Genomic DNA, 18,653 nt, shown 5'->3' with positions numbered 1-18,653 from the left:
GACCCCGCCCCCGGCCGCACGGCCGGGGGCGGGATTCGTTCTCGCTCTACAGGTTTCCGATCACATCGGGTACAGGTTGTGCTTGCGCGGATTGGGCTTGCGCACCGCGCCCTTGTCGCGCAGCAGCCGCAGCGCCTTGCGGATCTCCAGGCGGGTGGCCGACGGCTCGATGACCGCGTCGATGTACCCGCGCTCGGCGGCCGTCCACGGCGTGGCGACGGTGAGGTTATAGAAGTCGATCATGTTCTGCCGCACCGCCTCTCGCTGTTCCGGCGGGGTCGCCTCCAGCTGCCGCTTGCCGACGATCGGGATCATGGACTCCGCGCCCATGACCGCGAGCCGGGCGGTCGGCCACGCCAGGTTGATGTCCGCGCCCAGCTGCTTGCAGCCCATCACCGCGTAACCGCCGCCGTACGCCTTGCGGGTCACGATGGTCACGATCGGCACGGTGGCCTCGATCAGCGCGCGGAACATGCGCCCGCCGCGCTTGATCACGTGATTGCGCTCCTCGTCCACACCCGGCAACACGCCCGGGGTGTCGACCACGTAGACCAGCGGGATATTGAACGCGTCGCAGATCCGGATGAAATGCGCGGCCTTGTCCGAGCAGGCCGCGTCCAGCGCGCCGCCCAGTACCAGCGGCTGGTTGGCGACGACGCCGACCGGCAGGCCGTCCACCCGCGCGAAACCGGTGATCAGGTTGGCCGAGGACTTCTCGCTCACCTCGTGGAAGGTGCCGTCGTCGAAGATGCGCAGCAGCACCTCGTGCATGTCGTAGCCGGTCTTGTCGGCATCGGGCATGAGCTTGTCGAGCTCGCGATCGGAATCGGTGAGTTCGGGCTCCAGGCCGGGGTTGATCACCGGCGGCTGCTCCAGGCAGCTCGAGGGCAGGAAGCTCAGGTAGTCGCGGACCCAGTCGAAGGCGGCCTGCTCGGTCTTGGCGACGTGATGCACGGTGCCGTTGCGCTCGAGCGCCCGCGCGCCGCCCAGCTCGTCGGCGGTGACCACGGAACCGGTGACCGCCTTGATGACCTCCGGGCCGGTCACGAACATGTAGGAGTCCTCGGTGGCGACCAGGACGTCCATATTGATGGGCCCGTACACCGAACCGGCCGCGCACTTGCCGAGCATGACCGCGATCATGGGCACGTAACCGGACAGGTCCTCCTGCAGCCGGCACATGATGGCGTACCAGGCGAGCGAGGTGACCCCGTCCTGAATGCGGGCGCCGCCGGAGTCGTTGATGCAGACCACCGGGCAGGCGTTGTTGTAGGCGAAGTCCATGACCAGGCGCACGCGGCGGCCGAAGATCTCGCTGACCGAGCCGCCGTAGACGGTCGGATCGTGGGAGATGACCACGACCGGGCGGCCGTCGATGGTGCCGCGGCCGGTGACCACGCCGTCGCCGTAGTAGGCGTTGGAATTGCCGGGCTGGCGCATGAGCGCGCCCATCTCGACGAAGCTGCCCGGGTCCAGCAGCATGTGCACCCGTTCTCGGGCGCTGGGGATGCCTTTGGCTAGCCGCTTCTGGATGCCTTTTTCACCGGTGGGCTCTTCGGCGATCTCCAGGAGCTTGCGCAGTTCCGCCAGCTTTTCCGCTGTACCCGTCATTACTTAGGTCTTGCCTTTCCGCCTTCATCAGGAGAGCCGAGCGCGGCCCTGTCGAGCCGGATCGCGGCCCGACCATGCACGGTACCTGGTGCGGCTCACGATCAACCACTGAACTCCTGGGTAACAAGGCCCCGGGCACCTGGGCGGATTCGAGTGTCGCCCACCACAGTCGGCTCCCGGGCGCACGCAGCGCTACACTGCGCCCCGTGAGCTCACCGACCGCAGCGCGGGCGTCGACGCCCGAGGTGATCCGGCCTGACCTGGACACGTTCGGCTTCTCCGAGTGGAAGCGCACCGCCATAGTGGGCCTGGTCCTGGGCGGATCCGTCACCGGCAATGTGCTGCGCCGCGGGCTGCGCCCGTCCAAGCGTAAGCGCGCGGCGGCCGACGGGGTGGTGAACGGTTTCGAAACCCTCGGGCCCATGTTCGTCAAGCTCGGTCAGCTCATCGCGTCCTCGCCCGGGGCGTTCCCGCGCGATCTGGCCGATGCCTGCCTGCGCTGCCTGGACGATGTGCAGCCGTTCCCGTCGGCCGATGCGCGCGCCATCATCGAGGCGGATCTGGGCAAGCCGATCTCCGAGCTGTTCCTGGAGTTCGACGACGAACCGCTGTCGGCGGCATCCATCGCCCAGGTGCACGCCTGCGTGCTGCGCGACGGGCGGCCCGCGGTGGTGAAGGTGCAGCGCCCGGAGATCGGCCGCCGCATGATCGTGGACCTGCGCGCCGCCATGCGCCTGGCCCGCACCCTGGAGAAGCGGTCGGAGAACGCCCGGGTCGCCAATACCCAGGCGGTGGTGCGCGATCTGTACGAGGCCACGGTCGCCGAACTGAACTTCCTCATCGAAGCCGACAATCAGGCGCGCGCCCGCGAGAACCTCTCGGCGTTCGGCGACAACACCAATGTGGCCATCCCCGAGGTGTATTGGGACTACACGGCCCCCCGGGTGCTGTGCATGGAACGCATGCGCGGCATGCCCCTGGACCGCTTCGACGACATCCGCGCCGCCCACCCCGATTCCGAGCTGCTGATCCGCCGCCTGGTCAAGGCGTGGATGGAATCGGTTGCGGTGCACGGTCTCTTCCACGGCGACGTGCACGCCGGCAATCTCTGGCTGCTCGACGACGGCCGCGTGGCCATGCTCGACTTCGGCATCGTCGGCAAGATGGAAACCGAATGGCGCGAGTTCGTCCGCGCGCTCTTCTACGCCAGCGCCATCGACAACGACTTCCGCCCCGTGGCCCGGGCGCTGCGCAAACTCGACCTGGTCTCCGACGACAGCGGCGACGACGCCACCATCGGCCGTCAGCTCGCCGTGGCCCTCGGCCCCGTCCTGTCCGGCAGCCTCGACAAACTCGACCTCGGCGTGGTCTCCGCCCGCCTCCTCGAATTCGGCAAGCGCCGCGGCGCTTCCGGCCCCCAGCAGCTCATCCTCATGGGCAAGCAACTCGGCTACTTCGAGCGCTACGCCGTAGCCCTGGCCCCCGGCTGGAAACTCGGCCGCGACCTGTTCCTCTTCCGCAACGTCTTCCCCGCCGAAGTCGCCACGAAGCTGGCCGAATCCGGCGAGGAACTCCCCGCCGACTGATATCCGCGAGCACCCGCCGCGCGCCCGGACCCGCGAATCCGAAATCAGGAGACGACTGTGAGTGGTGAGGTGAACCCGGCGGGTGGGGCGATCGACCCCGATATCGATGTTCACGAACCCGGGCAGCGGGCGGAATTGTCGCGGACGCATGGCGCGGTGCTGGCGGTTATCTCCGCCGGTGGTGCGGTCGGTGCGCTGGGGCGGTACGGGCTCGCGCTGTTGTGGCCGACGCCGGTGGGCGGGTTTCCGTGGGCCACGTTCGTCACCAATGTGATCGGGTGTTTTCTGATCGGGGTGCTGATGGTCGTGGTCACCGAGATCGGGGCCGCGCATCCGCTGGTGCGGCCTTTCCTCGGGGTGGGCATTCTCGGCGGGTTCACCACGTTCTCCACCTACGCCAACGACACTCGCGCACTGCTGCAACCGGATTCGGCGTCGACGGCGTTCGCGTACTTCACCGCGACGCTGCTGTGCGCGCTGCTCGCGACCAGCGCCGCCGTCGCGCTCACTCGGGCGGTCGCTCGAAAGGTTTGGCGCCGAGAGGAAGTCGTGCGATGAACGCTCTGCTCGTAATCCTCGGCGCCATGGTCGGCGCGCCGCTGCGCTACCTCACCGACCGCGCCGTCCAAACCCGGCACGACAGCGTATTCCCGTGGGGCACGTTCATCGTCAATCTCTGTGGTTGCCTGACCCTCGGTGCGCTGACGGGCGCCGCTCTCTCCACACCGTGGATCACCCTGCTGGGCACCGGGTTCTGCGGCGCGCTGACGACCTACAGCACCTTCAGCTACGAGACCGTCCGGCTCGCCGAGCAGCGCGCCTACCTGTACGCCGTACTCAATGTCGCCGCCAGCCTGTTCGCCGGTCTGGGGGCGGCGCTGCTCGGTTACACCTGCACCCAGGCTCTGCTGGGCTGAACGATCCGGCTCAATGCCATTCGTCGAAATGCAGTACGTGCTGCCAGGAGTCGGAGTTGGCGAGGGGATCGACTGCGGGGAGCAGAGCCCGCAATTCGGTGAGGACCTGTTCGCGTTCCGAGCCCGCCGCTCGGTAGATGCGCAGGTAGTGCTGGAGGAGGGCCAGCATGAGGACGAACTGTTCGAGGCTGGTGCCGAGTAGGTGGTCGCGGGGGAACAAGTAGGCGGGGGAGTCCGCGCGGAGCATGCGTAGTACCCGGCCGGAGCTGCCGTCGAGGAGGAGGGGGACGCCGAGCCAGTCGCCCAGTAGGTGGAAGGGGCCGCTGTCCGTGGGTTGCGCGGCTTCCGGGATCGATTGCCAAGGGCGCGTCGGCAATTCGCCGGTCGGGTCGAGGGTGATGCCGAGCAGCCATTCGATGTGGGGGAGGCCGGTGCCGGTCATCGTCTGGCGGGTGGGGGTGTGGGTGATGGTCGCGGGCGGATCGTCGCGGCGGTGGATGTGCTCGGGGCCGAAGACTTGCTCGAGCAGGCGGCGGGGATCGGCGAACAGGGCGGGGTCGAAGGGTTTCGGGAGGATGCGGCCGTGCGCGCCGATCATCGGCCGGAGCGCCTTGTCGGGGCCGGGGCGCAGCCGGGCGGTGTCCACGCGCACGGCGTATGCGCCCTGCTTCCCGATCAGCACCACCGTGTCGGCGGTCATCGCCGCGTAATCGGCCGCGGGGTGGTGGAGGATACCGAGCAGTTCGCCGTCGCGGCGGAAGCTGGTGCGCCGCCAATCCGCGGATATCGCGAGCTGCCCGGCTTCCGGGTCGTGCTTGTCGAACGCGGCACTCAGTTCGGGATGCTCGAGGGCGTCCGGCACCGGACCCGCCAGCAGCTCGCCGGTGTCGGCGGCCAGCACGAATCCCACCTCGTCCTCGTCCTCGGACGCCACCGCCGCTCGGCCCCGATATTCCAGGGCGCCAACGTTTTCGAGATCGTTCTCATGCCAAGGTCCGGGCACGGTTCGATCGCCCGGAAGCCGCAATCGTGACCAGACCGTGTGGAAAAGCAGTGGCTCCGGACTGAATTCGGCCAGTGCCCGGGCTCGTTCCCGGTCCCCGCGCGCGACGGCGTCGTGCGCCAGGTGCGCGACCCATTCGCCTTGGGTGGCTCCGGCCAGCCCGTAGCCGGTCAGATAGTGCAGTGCCGCAGCATGACTGCCCTGTTCGATGCCGTCGGGATAACAGGCGCGGAAGCCCTCGACGAGCGCGTCGTAAGGGATGTGCGCGAGCACGCGGGCGTCGGCGAGGAGCTGGTCGAACAGTCCCGCGGCCGCGGCGTGCCCGGGCAGCGATCGGCGTTCCCAGTCGCTGGTCAGTGCACCGGCCATCAGCGCTTCCGTCATCCGCGCATGCAGGGCGGTACCGTTGCCGTAGCCCTCGCGCAGCTCGCGCGCCATGGCGAAGGAACGGAATCCGATCCCGTCGCCGTCCTGCTCCAGATGCCCGAAGCCTGGCAGTCGCTTCGCGAGTTGTTCGGCGGTCACCGGCAATCCAGCGGCTCGGCACAGCAGCGCCCAGCCGTCGATGGGAAGGCGCGCCAATTGTGCGTGCGCCAGCGCTCGCAGCGCCGGAACATCCTCCGCCGCAATGGCATCGACTGACCGGGCTGACGCCTCGATACCCGGGGGCAGCTCTACCACCGTGGTTCGCCGAGCCTCCACCGGATCGGTGAGATCCGGCGCCACCTCGGACTCCACGACCAGGCGCAGCCGTCCCTCGCGCGTGGCGATTCGCAACCAGCGCACCACCCCCCGTAGCAACCCCGGTGAGCCGCCCGACAACAGCGTGCCCGCCCGATGCACATTCGCGATGAGGACGGTCCGGCTCGTCCGGTCATTGCGCGCCGCGCTGATCAGATCCATCAGATCGACCCCGCCGCGCCGCGACGGATACCGCTCGACCAATTCCGCGACAACCGAATCCGCGTCTCGCCCAGCGGCGTCCACCAGAATCGCATCCGCGGTGCGTGCCGCCAGTTCCTCCAGCAGCCTGGTCTTACCGCTACCCGCCGGGCCGCAGACGTAGAACAATCCCGGTTCGCCGTCGAGCAGTTGTGATTCGAGCACAGGTCATTGTGCACGAGACCGGACGAGTTACTCGACCTGGAGTGGCGAGGGGTCAGGCTGCTGCCGGTGGAGTACCGAGGGCGGGGGCCAGTACGGCCTTGATGACGGCGGCGATTTGATCGACCGCGCGCTCGATGGGGCCGATGGGCTGGAACAGGTGGCTCAGGGCCAGGCGGACAAGGGTTTCCGAGGCTGCCGCGAGGTCGGTGTCGGAGACGGTGACGAATTCGTATTGGAGGCGCAGGGCCGCCGCCACCGCTTCGATGGCACGGCCCAGGACCGGTTCGGGTTCGGTCATCAGGACGGGGAGCAGGCTGGTGTCGGCGCCGGTGCGGCCGCTGAGGACGGCTTTGAGGAGGGTGTTGTCGGCGCCGGTGCGCAGCGTGAAGTCGACCGCCGCGATCATGCCGGCGGTCGAATCGGCGGGATGGGCGGCCAGGCATTGCGCGATGCCGATCAGGAAGACGTCGAGTTCCTGCCGGATCACCACTTCGGCCAGGTCGTGTTTGTTGGCGAATTCCTTGTACATGACCGGGCGGCTGACGCCGACTTCCTTGGCGAGGCGGGACATGTTCACCGCGCCCCAGCCTTCGGTGACGACCACGCGGCGGGCGGTCTCGATGATTCGCTCGCGCAGCAATTGACGCATCTCGGTTTGGAAGTTCGGCGTGTCGGCCACCTGAAGAGCGTACATGAGCTGCCCTTTCGTCTCGTCCGTTGACATTCCGAGGACAAGTGTATCTACTGGATACACTTCGACAAGAAGTGTAAACGCTCAGGAGATCGACAATGACGACGTCTCGAATCGAAGAGTCGCGCGCCCTGCCGCAGTGGCGTGACCGCAAGCGCTACCTCTGGCTGTTCGGCCTGGTGCCGCCGACCGCGATATTTCTCGCCGCCGCCCTGGTGTGGGCGTTCAACCAGTTCAGCTGGAGCGCGCCGCTGGCGTCGGTGTGGTGGTGGATCGGCCCGCTGCTGGTCTACGTGCTGCTGCCGCTGCTGGACCGCTTCTTCGGGCCGGACGGGCAGAATCCGCCGGACGAGGTGATGGAGTACCTGGAGAACGACAAGTACTACCGGTACTGCACCTACGTCTACATTCCGTTCCAGCTGCTCAGCCTGGTGTTCGCGAGCTATCTGTGGACCGCGGGCGACCTGTCCTGGCTCGGCATCGACGGCGGGCTGAGCCTGCTCTCCAAGATCGGGCTCGCGTTCAGCATCGGCGTGATGGGCGGCGTCGGCATCAATACCGCGCACGAACTCGGCCACAAGAAGGACGAACTCGAGCGCTGGCTGTCGAAGATCACCCTCGCGCAGACCTTCTACGGGCACTTCTACATCGAGCACAATCGCGGCCATCACGTGCGGGTGGCCACCCCCGAGGATCCCGCCAGCGCCCGCTTCGCCGAGACCTTCTGGAGCTTCCTGCCGCGCAGCGTCTGGGGCAGCCTGCGCAGTTCGTGGGAGCTCGAGGCCAAGCGCCTGGAGCGATTGGGCAAGCGCCCGTGGACGATTCACAACGACGTGCTGAACGCCTGGCTCATGTCGGTGGCGCTGTGGGGCGTGCTCGCGGCCGTCTTCGGGCCGGCGGTGCTGCCGTTCCTGGTGCTGCAAGCGGTTTATGGCTTCTCACTACTGGAGACCGTGAACTACCTCGAGCACTACGGCCTGCTGCGGCAGAAGACGGCGAGCGGCCGCTACGAGCGCTGCACGCCCGAGCACAGCTGGAACTCCGACCACATCGTCACCAATATCTTCCTGTACCACCTGCAGCGGCACAGCGATCATCACGCGAATCCGACGCGTCGGTATCAAACGCTGCGGAGTATGGACGGCGCGCCCAATCTGCCCAGCGGCTACGCCTCCATGATCGGTCTGGCATACCTCCCGCCACTCTGGCGCAAGGTGATGGATCACCGTGTGCTCGAGCATTACAGCGGCGATATCACCCGCGTGAACATCCAGCCCGGCAAGCGCGAGCGCGTGCTGGCGCGGTACGGAGCCCACTGATGTCCGAATACCGCTGCCCCGTCTGCGATTACGTCTACGACGAGGCGAAAGGCGCACCCCGCGAAGGCTTCCCGCCCGGCACCCCCTGGTCCTCGATTCCGGACGACTGGTGCTGCCCGGACTGCGGCGTGCGGGAAAAGCTCGACTTCGAATCCGTTTCCGCCGACACAGGACACCCCCATGACTGACTACAAACTCTTCCGCTGCCTGCAGTGCGGCTTCGAATACGACGAGGAACTCGGCTGGCCCGAGGACGGCATCGCCCCCGGCACCCGCTGGGCCGACATCCCCGAGGACTGGTCCTGCCCCGATTGCGGCGCGGCCAAGGTCGATTTCGAGATGGTCGAGGTCAGCCGCGCATGAGCGGTCAGGCGCGGCGGCGGCAGCGAAGCGTAACCACGGAGCGCTCCGCTCATGCGCGAAAGGACACAGCGTGAGTGAGCGCATCGTCATCGTGGGGGCGGGCGTGGCGGGTGCGACCGCCGCCCGCACCCTGCGCACCGAGGGATACACCGGCGAGATCGTGCTGCTAGGCGCGGAATCCGGGCTGCCGTATCGCCGCCCGATGGTGTCCAAGGAACTGCTCGCCGGCACCGCCACCGAGAGCCGGATGCTGTTGCAGACGGCCGACTTCTGGCATGCGCACGCCGTCGATATCCGCACCGCGACGGCGGTGGCGAGCGTGGACGCGGCGGGCGCGCGGGTGCGGCTGACGGACGGCTCCGAGCTCGGGTACGACAGCCTGTTGCTGGCCACCGGCGCGCGTCCGCGAGCCTTGCCCCGGCAGTCGGACGGCGTGGTGGCGGACGGCCGGTCCGTACTGCACACATTGCGCGGCAGCGCGGACACCGACGCCTTGCGGTTCGCGATCACCGGGCGGACGTCCGGCCGCTATGTCTCCGCCGGGCATGGCGACGCGCCGCCGGACGCCCCGGTGGCGGACAAGTCGCTGCTCATCGTCGGCGCCGGGCTTATCGGCTGTGAGGTCGCCGCCACCGCCCGCGCCCTCGGCGCCCGGGTGACGATGCTGGACGCCGCCCGGCGTCCGCTGGATCGCGTCGCCCCCGCCGTGGTCGGCGAGTTCTATCGAGACATGCACGCGCGCAACGGCGTCGAGCTGCACTCGGAAGTCCTGCTCGCCGATCTGGCCCCCGTGGACGCGTTCCGGCGCACCCCCGCGGGCGTGCTCGCGACCGCCGTCGACGGCCGGACCTGGACCGCCGACGCGGCGCTGGTCGCCATCGGTTCGGTCCCGGATACGGACCTGGCGGTCGCCGCCGGTCTGGATGTCTCGGACGGAATCCGCGTGGACGAGCGTTTCCGGACCTCGGCTCCCGGCGTCTTCGCCGCGGGCGATGTCGCCGCCCGGTTCGACCCGGAGCTGGGCGGCCATCGGCGCGAGGAGCATTGGAACAGCGCGCAGGCCCAGGGCGCCGCCGTCGCGCGGTCGATGCTCGGCCTGGCTCCCGGCCCCCTGGAGGTGCCGTGGGGCTGGTCCATGCAGTACGGGGTCAACCTCCAGTTCGCGGGCCGCATCGCCCCGGAAGACGAACTGCTGCTTCGTGGTTCGGTCGCCGAGGGCAAGTTCATGGTGCTGGCCGCCCGATCGGATCGGGTGGTCGGCGCGGTCGCCGTGGGCTGCCCGGCGGACTTCCGCGCCGCCCGGGAATCGATCACCGCCGGGCGCGCGCCGGACGCTGCCGATATCCCTCTGGGACAGCTGACGAGCTAACCCCTCGCAATAACTGAAATGCCGTCGAACCAGACAGTCGGTTCGGCGGCATTCTCATTTGCCGATCACTTGCTGAAACATCGCATTTCGCCACCCGCATTTCTCTGAGCTGGGCATTTTGCACCAGAAACGCTCACAAGGTCAAGCAGAGCAACAATATTCGTGAAGACTGACACGTCAGTCCGAAATGTGTATTACTGTCTCGGCCAGTCGATACCGGCGGACAGGAGCGCCGGTACGACCTCGACCACAGTGGGGACGTGGGGTGGTAGACATTGGTCGACAAGGTCATTCGGGGGCCCGAGCCGTATGTGCGGCCGGCCGTCGAGTTCGTGCTCTCGGGGCTGCGGACATTCGGGCGAACGCTGCAGCTGGCGGTGGCGGCCTTCCGCTACCTGGTGCTCGACATCGTGAAACTGCGGCATCCGTGGCGTGAGACGCTACAACAGGGCTGGTTCATCGTCAGCGTTACCGCGATACCCGCTGTGCTGGTGGCGGTTCCGTTCGGCGTCATCGTCGCCGTCCAGGTCGGCAGCCTGACCCAGCAGGTCGGCGCGAGCTCTGTCTCAGGCGCGGCCGGCGGGCTCGGCGTGATCCGGCAGGGCGCGCCCATGGTGACCGCGCTGCTGCTGGGCGGCGCGGCCGGTTCGGCCATCGCCTCGGATCTGGGCGCACGCACCATCCGCGATGAAGTGGATGCCTTGCGCACCATGGGAATCGACCCGATCCGGCGGCTCGTCGCGCCGCGGCTGGCCGCCATGATCGCGCTCACGCCGCTGCTCTGCATGCTGATCATCTTCATGGGCGTGTTCACCGGCTACGTGATCGCGGTCGGCTTCCAGGGCGTCACGCCCGGCAGCTATCTGAGCGCCTTCGCGGCGTTCGCGAAAATGAGCGATCTGGCTGTGGCCATCGTGAAATCCATCATCTTCGGGGTGATCGTGCTGATCGTCTCGTGCCAGCGCGGACTCGAGGCCACCTCCGGTCCGAAGGGCGTCGCCAATGCCGTGAACGCGGCCGTGGTAATCGGCGTGATCGCCGCCTTCGGCGTGAATCTGGTGATCACCCAGCTGGTTTCGATGTTCATCCCGACGCAGGTGGGCTGATGACTCAAGTACCCGCGCGCTATCAACCGCTCGGCGAGGTCGGCCGGCTGGCCGGCAAGAGCGTGCAGGCGCCGATGGGCGTCTTCGAATCCCTCGGCCACCAAGCCACTTTCGTCTACGAGGTGCTGGCCGCCGTCCCGCACACACTGCGGGTGTACCGCCGCCAGACCATGCTCATCCTGTCCGACATCACCTGGGGCTCCGGGGCGATCATCGTGGGCGGCGGCACCGTGGCGGTGCTGGCGTTCCTCGGCATCGCGGTCGGCGGCTCCATCGGCGTGGAGGGTTTCACCGCGCTGAACATGGTCGGCATGGGCCCGCTCACCGGCTTCGTCTCGGCCTACGCCAACACCCGGGAGATGGCCCCCATGGTGGCCGCCATCGGCTTCGCCGCGCAGGCGGGTTGCCGCATGACCGCCGAGATCGGGGCCATGCGCATCTCCGAGGAGATCGACGCCCTGGAGGCGATCGGCCTGCGGCCCATGCCGTTCGTGGTGACCACCCGCGTCATCGCCGGCGTGATCACCATCGTGCCGCTGCACCTGCTCACGCTCATCCTGTCGTACCTGTCCTGCGCGACCGTGGTGAACGTGCTGCACGGGCAGTCCTCCGGCACCTACTACCACTATTTCGACGCCTTCCTGCAACCCGGCGACGTGATCGCCTCGCTGATCAAGGCGACGATCTTCGTGGTCACCATCATTCTCATCCACGGCTACCAGGGCTTCTACGCCAGCGGCGGCCCGGAGGGCGTGGGCCGGGCCTCCGGTCGCGCCATTCGCGCCAGCCTGGTGCTGGTGGTCATCCTGGACATGATCCTGACGATCGTGATCTGGGGCCTGGACGTCGGCATCCGGATCTCGGGGTAGTCATGGCGGTATTCAAGGATCATTCCGGCCGGGCGGCCGGACCGTGGGCGCTGCGGGCGCGCGGATTCGTCATCGCCGTGGTCATCGTGACGGTGACGCTGGTGGTGAGTTCCTATGCGAAGGGCGCTTTCGCGGACCGGTTCCAGCTGACCATCGACGCGGCCACGCTCGGTGAGGGTCTCGCGCCGGGCGCGGAGGTGAAGTTCCGCGGCTATGCCATCGGCAGCGTGCGCGAAGTGGAGACCATCGGCTACGGGCATCAGCGGATCAAGGTGGAGATCGAGCGGAATCAGGCGTCGGCGCTCACCGACGACGTGACCGCGCGGTTCACCTCTTCGAACGTATTCGGTTCCAGCGCCATCGAATTGGTGGCCGGTAGCGGTGGCGCGCAGCTGAAGGAGCACAGCATCCTCAGCATCGGCGAGAACGCCACCAATGCCACCGTGGCGGGTGTTTTCCGGCGTGCGGCCAAGCTCACCCAGGTGCTCGACTCCGATACGGTGCGGCGGCTGGTCGATCTCATGCTCGACAACGCCACCGCCATCGGCCCGGTGCTGCAATCGTTCTTCGAGACCGCGCGCATGCTGGCCGACGGTCAGCAGGCCCCGCTGTCGCACTATCTGGAGATCGGCGCGGATATGACCGGAGCGTTCCGGGACCTGACGCCGTCGGCCGGGCACGCCATTCTCGCGGTGCTGGAACAGAGCGCCTACTTCGGCGAGGCCGAGAACCGGGCGCGCACCAACAAAGCCACCGAAGGCGTGGACGAGGCGGTGCTGCAAGGCATCTCGAAGCTGCTGGCCACCAACAACCCGAACCTGAAACCGGTGCTGTCGGGCGTGCTGGATCTGGCGGTGCCCATCGCGATCTCCATCGGGACCGTGGCCCCGGCCTACAACCGGGTGCCGAATCTGCTGCGCGCCATGAACGAGGCGTTCCCCACCGTGGACGGTCACGTCCAGCTCCAGGTGGAACTCATCGCGACGAACATGCCGTACCTGGCCGATTCGCTGGGAGGGGGGAAATGAACGAAGTCGGCAAATCCGCCGTCAAACTGACGGTGTTCCTGCTCATCGTGGCCGCCTGCTCGGTGTTCATCGTGACCGCCCTGCGCACGCCCATCCCGGGCGAGAAGGTCACCTACGACGCGGTGTTCACCGATGTCTCGGGCCTGTTCGCCGGGGATTCGGTGCGCATGTCCGGCGTCGCGGTGGGCAAGGTGGAAACCGTCGAACTGGACGGCACCCGCGCCCGCGTGCACTTCACCGTGGACGAATCGCGGCCCGTCTACGAGAACACCAAAGCCGCTGTGCGCTACCAGAATCTGATCGGACAGCGCTACGTCGAGCTGCTCACCGAAGGCAAGCCCGGTACGAAACTGAAAGTGGGAGCGACGATTCCGCTGGAGCGCACCATCGCCAGCTTCGATGTGTCCAAGCTGTTCAACGGTTTCAAACCGCTGTTCGAGACGCTGGATCCCGGGCAGCTCAACCAGTTCGGCACCAACCTGCTGCGCGTCATCCAGGGTGACGGCTCCGGTATCGGCCCGGTGCTCGCGGACCTGGACAAGCTCACCAAACAGGCCCGCAACAGCGAAGCCGTCATCGTCCTGCTCATCCGCAACCTGGGGCTGGTGGCCGATTCCCTCGGCGGCAAGTCCCAGGCCGTGGGCGATCTGGTGCAACAACTGGCCGGCATCCTGCGCCAGTTCACCAGCAAGGAACAGACCATGCTCGATGCCGTCGACCGGGCGAATGCCGTACTGGGGCCACTGATTCCGGTGCTGGAGGAAGCCCGCGACGCCTACGACTACGCCTACGGCCCGATGGACAGCTTCATCCGCCGCCTGGTGCCGCAGACCAACCAGCTCACCGACCTGCTGGCCATCGCCCCGCAGGTGGTGACCGGGCTCAACAACGCGGTCCCCGGCAATGGCGTACAGCCGCGCATCACCTGCACCAATGGCGAAGCCGCGCTGCCGGCCGTGGTGGGCGCGGTGCTCTCGACCCAAGATCTGGTGGTGTGCAAGTGAAGGGCTTGATCACATACTTCGGGGAACTGATTCGCGAACTGCTGGCCGGGCGCGGTGACCAGCCGCGGCAATTGCGCTGGGGCATCGCGGGTGTCGCGGTGTGCGGGGTGCTCTTGCTGGCGGCGGGGGCGCTGTATGTGATCCCGTTCGGGCAGAGCACCTACATCGCCGACTTCAAGATCTCCGGCGGGGCCCGGGCCGGGGACGAGGTCCGGGTGGCCGGGATCAATGTCGGCAAGATCCGGGCCGTCGAACTGGTCGATGACCATGTCGAGGTCAGTTTCACCGTGAGCACCGATGTGCGGGTGGGGGAGTTGTCCGCGGTCGAGGTGAAGATGCTGACGCCGATCGGCGGGCATTATCTGGCGCTGGCCCCGGCGGGGGAGAAGGCGCTGGGCGGAAAGCATATTCCGCCCGAACGCACCGCCACCCCGTTCGAGCTCAGCGACATCCTCGACAAGGGCACCCCGGTCTTCAGCCAGGTCGACGCCACCACCATGCGCGCCACCATCGGCGAGCTGAATCAGGCGCTCACCGATCAGCCGGATGCCCTGCGCAGCGTGCTGACCAATGCCAATGAGCTGACCGGACTGCTGGCCGACCGCACCCGCCAGCTCGACGGGGCGTTGCAGGTGTCGGACGAGTACATCGCCGCCATCGCCGACGACAAGGCGGTGCTGGCCGATTTCGTGAAACAGCTCGGGGAGGTCGCCGACAAGCTCGGCAATCGCAAGGACGATATCGTCGGCCTGTTCAACCTGGTCAAACGGCTGCTCATCGTGCTGGACCGGCCGATCATGGCCTACGGGGACAGCATCGAGCCCACCGTCACCCAGTTCGAGCAGCTGTTCTCCAAGGTGTTCGAGGACCCGAACCGGCTCGACATCGTGATCAACGGGCTGCGCGAGGTGATCACCAAACTCAATGGCGTACTGGGCACCAAGGTTTCGGTCGCGCAACCGGCCGCCGGCGTGCAGGTGTGCATTCCCTACCAAGGCAAGGCGTGCTGACATGAGCTGGGGTAGAACAGCACTCGCCGCCGGGGCCGCGGTCGTCGTGGCGGCGACCGTCGCCGGCGGGGTGACGTGGGCGAAGTCCTCGGGCGACGCGAAACAGAGCGTCTGCGCCGAATTCACCGACACCGTCGGGCTGTACGAGGGCAACAGCGTCACCATGCTCGGTGTCGAGGTCGGCACCGTATCCAAGATCGAGGCGCAGGGCGACCGCATGAAGGTCACCATGAGCGTCGGCAAGAAGGTGAAACTGCCCGCCGACATCCAGGCGGTCACCATGTCGAGTTCCATCGTGACCGACCGGCACGTGGAGCTGACCAAGCCGTACACCGGCGGCGACCGCTTCGATACCGGTAAATGTATTCCCCTGGAGCGCACCAAGACTCCGATCGGCATCAGCCAGGCGCTCGATGCCATGGGCAAGATCGCCGCTGACCTGACCGGCGGCGCCACCGGGCAGGGACAGCCCGCCGACGCGCTGCTGAACCAGACCCTGACCGCCGCCGACCAGGCCATCGACGGCACCGGGCAGCAGTTCAACCAACTGCTGCAACGACTTTCGGCGATCGTCGGCGACCCGGAGCAGAAGGATGTGGTGTTCCGGCGGCTGGTGGAGAACCTCGACACCCTCACCACCATGTTCGTGACCAACTGGCCGGATATGGCGCAGGTGCTCGACAATCTGCGCGCCGGACTGCAATTGATCGGCGACTTCTCCACCGAATTCGCCGGCGCGGTCGATATCGCGGTCGAATTCCTGCCGGTGATCGCCCGCAATGTCGCCAAATACGACACCCAGGTGTACGCGTTCCTGGACCTGTGGCTGCCGCAGGCGCACAGCTTCGTCCAGGAACATCAGGGCGATATCGCCGCGCTGCTGGCGGTGCTGCCGCCGCTGGCCGCACAGCTGCCGAAGGCGGGGGGATAGATGAAGCACACACGACTGGCCCTGCGCCTGCTGCCCGCGCTCACCGCGGTGACGCTGCTGGTCAGCGGGTGCGGGGTGAAGGCCACCGACATTCCGATCCCGGGCACCTATCCCAGCGGTGAAACATTCAGCGTGCGTATCGAATTCGGGTCGGTGCTGAACCTGCCCGACCGCGCCAAGGTGATCGCCGACGGCGTCGAGGTCGGCATGCTCGACCACATCGACCTGATCGGCAGCACCGCCGTCGCCACCGTGCAGATCAAGAGCGATGCCAAACTGCCCAAGACCACCATGGCGGAACTGCGGCAGAGCACCATTCTGGGCGATATCCACATCGCGCTGGAGGCGCCGAAGAACGCCGACACCGGATTCCTGCGCAACGGCGATGTGATTCCGGTGTCGCAGACGGTGGCCGCCACCAATGTGGAGGACATCCTGCGGGCGCTGTCCAACATCATCACCGGCGGGCGCTGGGGCGATATGCAGCAGCTGATCAGCGATGTGAACGCGGCCTTCCCCGCCGATCCGGCCGAACTGGACCGGATCAACCGGGCGGGGCGGGCGGCGCTGGCCGATATGGCCGGGCACACCGCCGAGCTGGACAGCATTCTCGCTTCGGCACAACAGATCTCGGCCAAACTGGAAGCCGGGCGGGGCTCGGTGGACACCATCCTCACCTACGGCCCGGCGCGCGCGGCGGGTCTGTCGGATGTGCTGCTGAACGTGGTCAAGCTGATCATCAGCGGCGGCGGGCTGGCCGGCAATGCCGGGGAGCTGCTGCTGCCGCACGTGGGCGACTTCCACTCCATCGTGCGGGTGCTCGCGCCGACCGCGCTGACCATCGCCTACTCGGACATCACGCTGCGCGAGAACACCGACGCGTTCTACACGCTGTTGCGCGAGAAGCTGATTCCGTTCCTGAACGCGCCGGATGTGCGGGTGCGCGGCGTCGCCGCCGACGTACAGGCCGACCAGCTCGTCACCACACTGCGCTCCATCGGGATGGTGCCATGAAACTCTCACTCTCCGGGCCGGTCTCGCTGATCCTGCTCATGGTGCTGACGCTGGTGTGCGGCAGCTATATGGCCGTCGGCGTGCTGAATCTGGACCCGCGCCGCGACCTGAACACGGTCACCGTGCTGATCGATTCCTCGGGCGGGCTGATGAAGACCTCCGAGGTGACGCTGCGCGGGCTGCCGATCGGCAAGGTGCGGGAAATCGGCGCCACCGCAAAGGGTTTGGCGGTGCGGGTGGAATACGACGCCAAGTACCGGATTCCGGTGGACAGCACCGTGCAGATCGCCAATCTGTCGGCGGCGGGCGAGCAGTTCCTCGACTTCCGGCCGACCGGGACGGCGGGGCCGTTCCTGCACGACGGCAGTATCGTGCCGCAGCGGCAGGTGAAGATCGCCACCACCGTCGGGGACGCGCTCGCCAAGCTGGACGCGCTGACCGCGCAACTGGATCCGAGCCGCATCCAGCATCTGGCCACCACCGTGGCGGCCGGGTTCGAGGGGCGCGACGCGGATGTGGCGAACCTGACCAAGGCGCTCACCTCGACCGCGAATCTGTTGCGGGACAAGCGCGCCGCGATCGCGCGGCTGTACTCGAACGTGCAGACGCTCGGTGACCGGTTCGACGGGCGCGCGCCGACCATCAGCGCGGCGGCCGGGGATATCGATACCGCGTTGCCGGAACTGCTGCACATCATCGGCGCGTTCCAGAACTACTCCTACATCGGCGAGAACATCTTCGACGATCCGCTGGGGCCGCTGGTCACCCGGATCGACTCGTACCTGCAATTGACGGGGCCCGATCTGGGGTTCATCGCCACCGCCCTGCAGCCGTCGACCGTCGCGATCAAACCGCTGCGCGTGGACGCCGGATCGATCGTGGATCTGCTGGCCACGGTGTTCCCCGGTGACGGCGCGGCGCATATCGGCATCAACGTTCCTCGATAGAGAGAAGACCACATCATGAGTGAGACCGAGCAGACTCCGGACGTCACTGAAACCGTCGCCACCGCCGTGGTGCTGGACAAGGCCGAGGCGGAACCCGTCGTGCCGCAGGTCGAGGCCGGGACCGTGTCCGCCGTGCCGGAGGTCGGTGCCGTGACGGTGCCCCCCGTGCCGGAAGCCGGGAGCGCGACCGTGCCGGTGGCCTCCGCTCTGCCGACGCGGGAATCCCTGCCCACCAAGGGATTCCGGGATCGCGTCTACCCCGTGCTGGTGGCGACCGCCGCCGCCTTCGCGGTCCTGGCGATCGTGCTCGGCATCGGCTGGTTCCGCACCGCCGGCGATCTCGACACCACCCGCACCGCCCAGGCCGATCGCGATCGGGCCGCCGAGGTCGCCAAGGACTACGCGCTGCGGTCGCTGACCTACGACTACAAGAATCTGCCCGCCTTCTTCGACAATGTGCAGCGCGGCACCTCCGACGCACTGACCAAGCGCTACACCGAAGTCCACGACACCCTCACCAAGATCATGACCGAGGCCCAGGTGGTCGCCACCGGCAATGTTCTCGGCACCTCGGTGGAAGCCAAGGGCAACGACCAGTACGCGGTCACCGTCTTCGCCACCCAGCGCACCCAGAACATCCAGCAGGCCGAGGCCGCGACCAAGCCCAACCTGCTCACCGTGACGGTCGCCAAGAACGGCGGCGAGTGGCTGGTCGTGGACTACGGCCCGAAGGACGCCGGTGACACGAAGGGCGGGGCCGCGAAATAAGCCCGCGCAC

General features: G+C 67.4%; 19 protein-coding genes. 16 read left to right on the top strand and 3 right to left on the bottom strand.

Annotated elements, in window-relative coordinates; translation table 11 throughout:
* Nucleotides 1-60: 60 nt before the first annotated feature.
* Complete coding sequence (locus LTV02_RS14695) at nt 61-1,611, bottom strand: acyl-CoA carboxylase subunit beta (RefSeq protein ID WP_067709879.1); 1,551 nt, start codon at nt 1,609-1,611, stop codon at nt 61-63.
* A 206-nt stretch (nt 1,612-1,817) separates the two neighbouring features.
* Between LTV02_RS14695 and LTV02_RS14690 the strand changes: the two genes are divergently transcribed.
* The 3 genes from LTV02_RS14690 to crcB are packed head-to-tail and all read left to right on the top strand — an operon-like array spanning nt 1,818 to nt 4,114.
* Nucleotides 1,818-3,197, top strand: coding sequence for an ABC1 kinase family protein (locus LTV02_RS14690; protein WP_233040524.1), 1,380 nt, complete (start codon nt 1,818-1,820; stop codon nt 3,195-3,197).
* 57 nt (nt 3,198-3,254) lie between these two features.
* Complete coding sequence (locus LTV02_RS14685) at nt 3,255-3,755, top strand: fluoride efflux transporter FluC (RefSeq protein WP_233040523.1); 501 nt, start codon at nt 3,255-3,257, stop codon at nt 3,753-3,755.
* Nucleotides 3,752-4,114 carry a fluoride efflux transporter CrcB gene (gene crcB, locus LTV02_RS14680; RefSeq protein ID WP_233040522.1) on the top strand — a complete coding sequence of 121 codons (363 nt, stop codon included), beginning with the start codon at nt 3,752-3,754 and terminating at the stop codon, nt 4,112-4,114. The genes LTV02_RS14685 and crcB overlap by 4 nt, the downstream gene beginning before the upstream one ends.
* A gap of 10 nt (nt 4,115-4,124) precedes the next feature.
* Here the strand turns inward: crcB and LTV02_RS14675 are convergent, their stop codons facing one another.
* Nucleotides 4,125-6,224 carry an SUKH-4 family immunity protein gene (locus LTV02_RS14675; protein WP_233040521.1) on the bottom strand — a complete coding sequence of 700 codons (2,100 nt, stop codon included), beginning with the start codon at nt 6,222-6,224 and terminating at the stop codon, nt 4,125-4,127.
* Between the two features lie 52 nt (nt 6,225-6,276).
* A complete protein-coding gene (locus LTV02_RS14670) occupies nt 6,277-6,948 on the bottom strand; it encodes a TetR/AcrR family transcriptional regulator (RefSeq protein WP_233040520.1) in 672 nt (223 codons plus the stop codon).
* Nucleotides 6,949-7,013: 65 nt separating this feature from the next.
* Between LTV02_RS14670 and LTV02_RS14665 the strand changes: the two genes are divergently transcribed.
* The 13 genes from LTV02_RS14665 to LTV02_RS14605 all read left to right on the top strand — a co-directional run bounded on the left by LTV02_RS14665 (nt 7,014) and on the right by LTV02_RS14605 (nt 18,643).
* Entirely contained in the window at nt 7,014-8,234 is a 1,221-nt protein-coding gene (locus tag LTV02_RS14665) for an alkane 1-monooxygenase (protein WP_233040519.1), read from the top strand.
* Entirely contained in the window at nt 8,234-8,422 is a 189-nt protein-coding gene (locus tag LTV02_RS14660) for a rubredoxin (RefSeq protein ID WP_067709870.1), read from the top strand. Before LTV02_RS14665 ends, LTV02_RS14660 begins: the two co-directional genes overlap by 1 nt.
* Nucleotides 8,415-8,597 carry a rubredoxin gene (locus LTV02_RS14655; RefSeq protein ID WP_067709868.1) on the top strand — a complete coding sequence of 61 codons (183 nt, stop codon included), beginning with the start codon at nt 8,415-8,417 and terminating at the stop codon, nt 8,595-8,597. Before LTV02_RS14660 ends, LTV02_RS14655 begins: the two co-directional genes overlap by 8 nt.
* A 70-nt stretch (nt 8,598-8,667) precedes the next feature.
* A complete protein-coding gene (locus LTV02_RS14650; protein ID WP_233040518.1) occupies nt 8,668-9,966 on the top strand; it encodes an NAD(P)/FAD-dependent oxidoreductase in 1,299 nt (432 codons plus the stop codon).
* Between the two features lie 275 nt (nt 9,967-10,241).
* Complete coding sequence (locus LTV02_RS14645; RefSeq protein ID WP_084534745.1) at nt 10,242-11,072, top strand: MlaE family ABC transporter permease; 831 nt, start codon at nt 10,242-10,244, stop codon at nt 11,070-11,072.
* The gene (locus tag LTV02_RS14640; protein WP_067709858.1) at nt 11,072-11,941 is read left to right on the top strand and encodes an MlaE family ABC transporter permease; all 870 of its coding nucleotides are present in this window, start codon (nt 11,072-11,074) and stop codon (nt 11,939-11,941) included. The genes LTV02_RS14645 and LTV02_RS14640 overlap by 1 nt, the downstream gene beginning before the upstream one ends.
* A gap of 2 nt (nt 11,942-11,943) precedes the next feature.
* Nucleotides 11,944-12,969 (top strand): MlaD family protein, encoded by a 1,026-nt coding sequence (locus LTV02_RS14635; RefSeq protein WP_233040517.1) that lies wholly within the window; start codon nt 11,944-11,946, stop codon nt 12,967-12,969.
* Nucleotides 12,966-13,973: an MCE family protein gene (locus tag LTV02_RS14630; RefSeq protein WP_233040516.1), complete on the top strand. Its 1,008-nt coding sequence runs from the start codon at nt 12,966-12,968 to the stop codon at nt 13,971-13,973. The genes LTV02_RS14635 and LTV02_RS14630 overlap by 4 nt, the downstream gene beginning before the upstream one ends.
* On the top strand, nt 13,970-14,983 hold the full coding sequence (locus LTV02_RS14625) for an MCE family protein (protein ID WP_233040515.1): 1,014 nt from the start codon (nt 13,970-13,972) through the stop codon (nt 14,981-14,983). Before LTV02_RS14630 ends, LTV02_RS14625 begins: the two co-directional genes overlap by 4 nt.
* Before the next feature lies 1 nt (nt 14,984).
* The gene (locus LTV02_RS14620) at nt 14,985-15,914 is read left to right on the top strand and encodes an MCE family protein (RefSeq protein ID WP_233040514.1); all 930 of its coding nucleotides are present in this window, start codon (nt 14,985-14,987) and stop codon (nt 15,912-15,914) included.
* Entirely contained in the window at nt 15,915-16,928 is a 1,014-nt protein-coding gene (locus LTV02_RS14615) for an MlaD family protein (protein WP_233040513.1), read from the top strand. It abuts the gene before it with no gap.
* Entirely contained in the window at nt 16,925-17,875 is a 951-nt protein-coding gene (locus tag LTV02_RS14610) for an MlaD family protein (protein ID WP_067709850.1), read from the top strand. Before LTV02_RS14615 ends, LTV02_RS14610 begins: the two co-directional genes overlap by 4 nt.
* Nucleotides 17,876-17,890: 15 nt before the next feature.
* Nucleotides 17,891-18,643 (top strand): hypothetical protein, encoded by a 753-nt coding sequence (locus LTV02_RS14605; RefSeq protein WP_233040512.1) that lies wholly within the window; start codon nt 17,891-17,893, stop codon nt 18,641-18,643.
* The last annotated feature ends 10 nt before the right edge of the window (nt 18,644-18,653 follow it).

This window comes from Nocardia yamanashiensis, assembly GCF_021183565.1.
GTDB lineage: Bacteria > Actinomycetota > Actinomycetes > Mycobacteriales > Mycobacteriaceae > Nocardia > Nocardia yamanashiensis.
The sequence above is the reverse complement of the archived record's forward strand: the minus strand, read 5'-3'. Positions and strand labels throughout refer to the sequence as shown.

Excerpts from the sequence above, each read along its gene's own strand:
- LTV02_RS14615 (WP_233040513.1), top strand. The coding sequence starts at position 15,915 with ATGAAGCACACACGACTGGCCCTGCGCCTGCTGCCCGCGCTCACCGCG.
- LTV02_RS14630 (WP_233040516.1), top strand. The coding sequence starts at position 12,966 with ATGAACGAAGTCGGCAAATCCGCCGTCAAACTGACGGTGTTCCTGCTC.
- LTV02_RS14695 (WP_067709879.1), bottom strand. The coding sequence starts at position 1,611 with ATGACGGGTACAGCGGAAAAGCTGGCGGAACTGCGCAAGCTCCTGGAG.
- LTV02_RS14640 (WP_067709858.1), top strand. The coding sequence starts at position 11,072 with ATGACTCAAGTACCCGCGCGCTATCAACCGCTCGGCGAGGTCGGCCGG.
- LTV02_RS14660 (WP_067709870.1), top strand. The coding sequence starts at position 8,234 with ATGTCCGAATACCGCTGCCCCGTCTGCGATTACGTCTACGACGAGGCG.
- LTV02_RS14605 (WP_233040512.1), top strand. The coding sequence starts at position 17,891 with ATGAGTGAGACCGAGCAGACTCCGGACGTCACTGAAACCGTCGCCACC.
- crcB (WP_233040522.1), top strand. The coding sequence starts at position 3,752 with ATGAACGCTCTGCTCGTAATCCTCGGCGCCATGGTCGGCGCGCCGCTG.
- LTV02_RS14670 (WP_233040520.1), bottom strand. The coding sequence starts at position 6,948 with ATGTCAACGGACGAGACGAAAGGGCAGCTCATGTACGCTCTTCAGGTG.
- LTV02_RS14655 (WP_067709868.1), top strand. The coding sequence starts at position 8,415 with ATGACTGACTACAAACTCTTCCGCTGCCTGCAGTGCGGCTTCGAATAC.
- LTV02_RS14610 (WP_067709850.1), top strand. The coding sequence starts at position 16,925 with ATGAAACTCTCACTCTCCGGGCCGGTCTCGCTGATCCTGCTCATGGTG.
- LTV02_RS14620 (WP_233040514.1), top strand. The coding sequence starts at position 14,985 with ATGAGCTGGGGTAGAACAGCACTCGCCGCCGGGGCCGCGGTCGTCGTG.
- LTV02_RS14635 (WP_233040517.1), top strand. The coding sequence starts at position 11,944 with ATGGCGGTATTCAAGGATCATTCCGGCCGGGCGGCCGGACCGTGGGCG.
- LTV02_RS14665 (WP_233040519.1), top strand. The coding sequence starts at position 7,014 with ATGACGACGTCTCGAATCGAAGAGTCGCGCGCCCTGCCGCAGTGGCGT.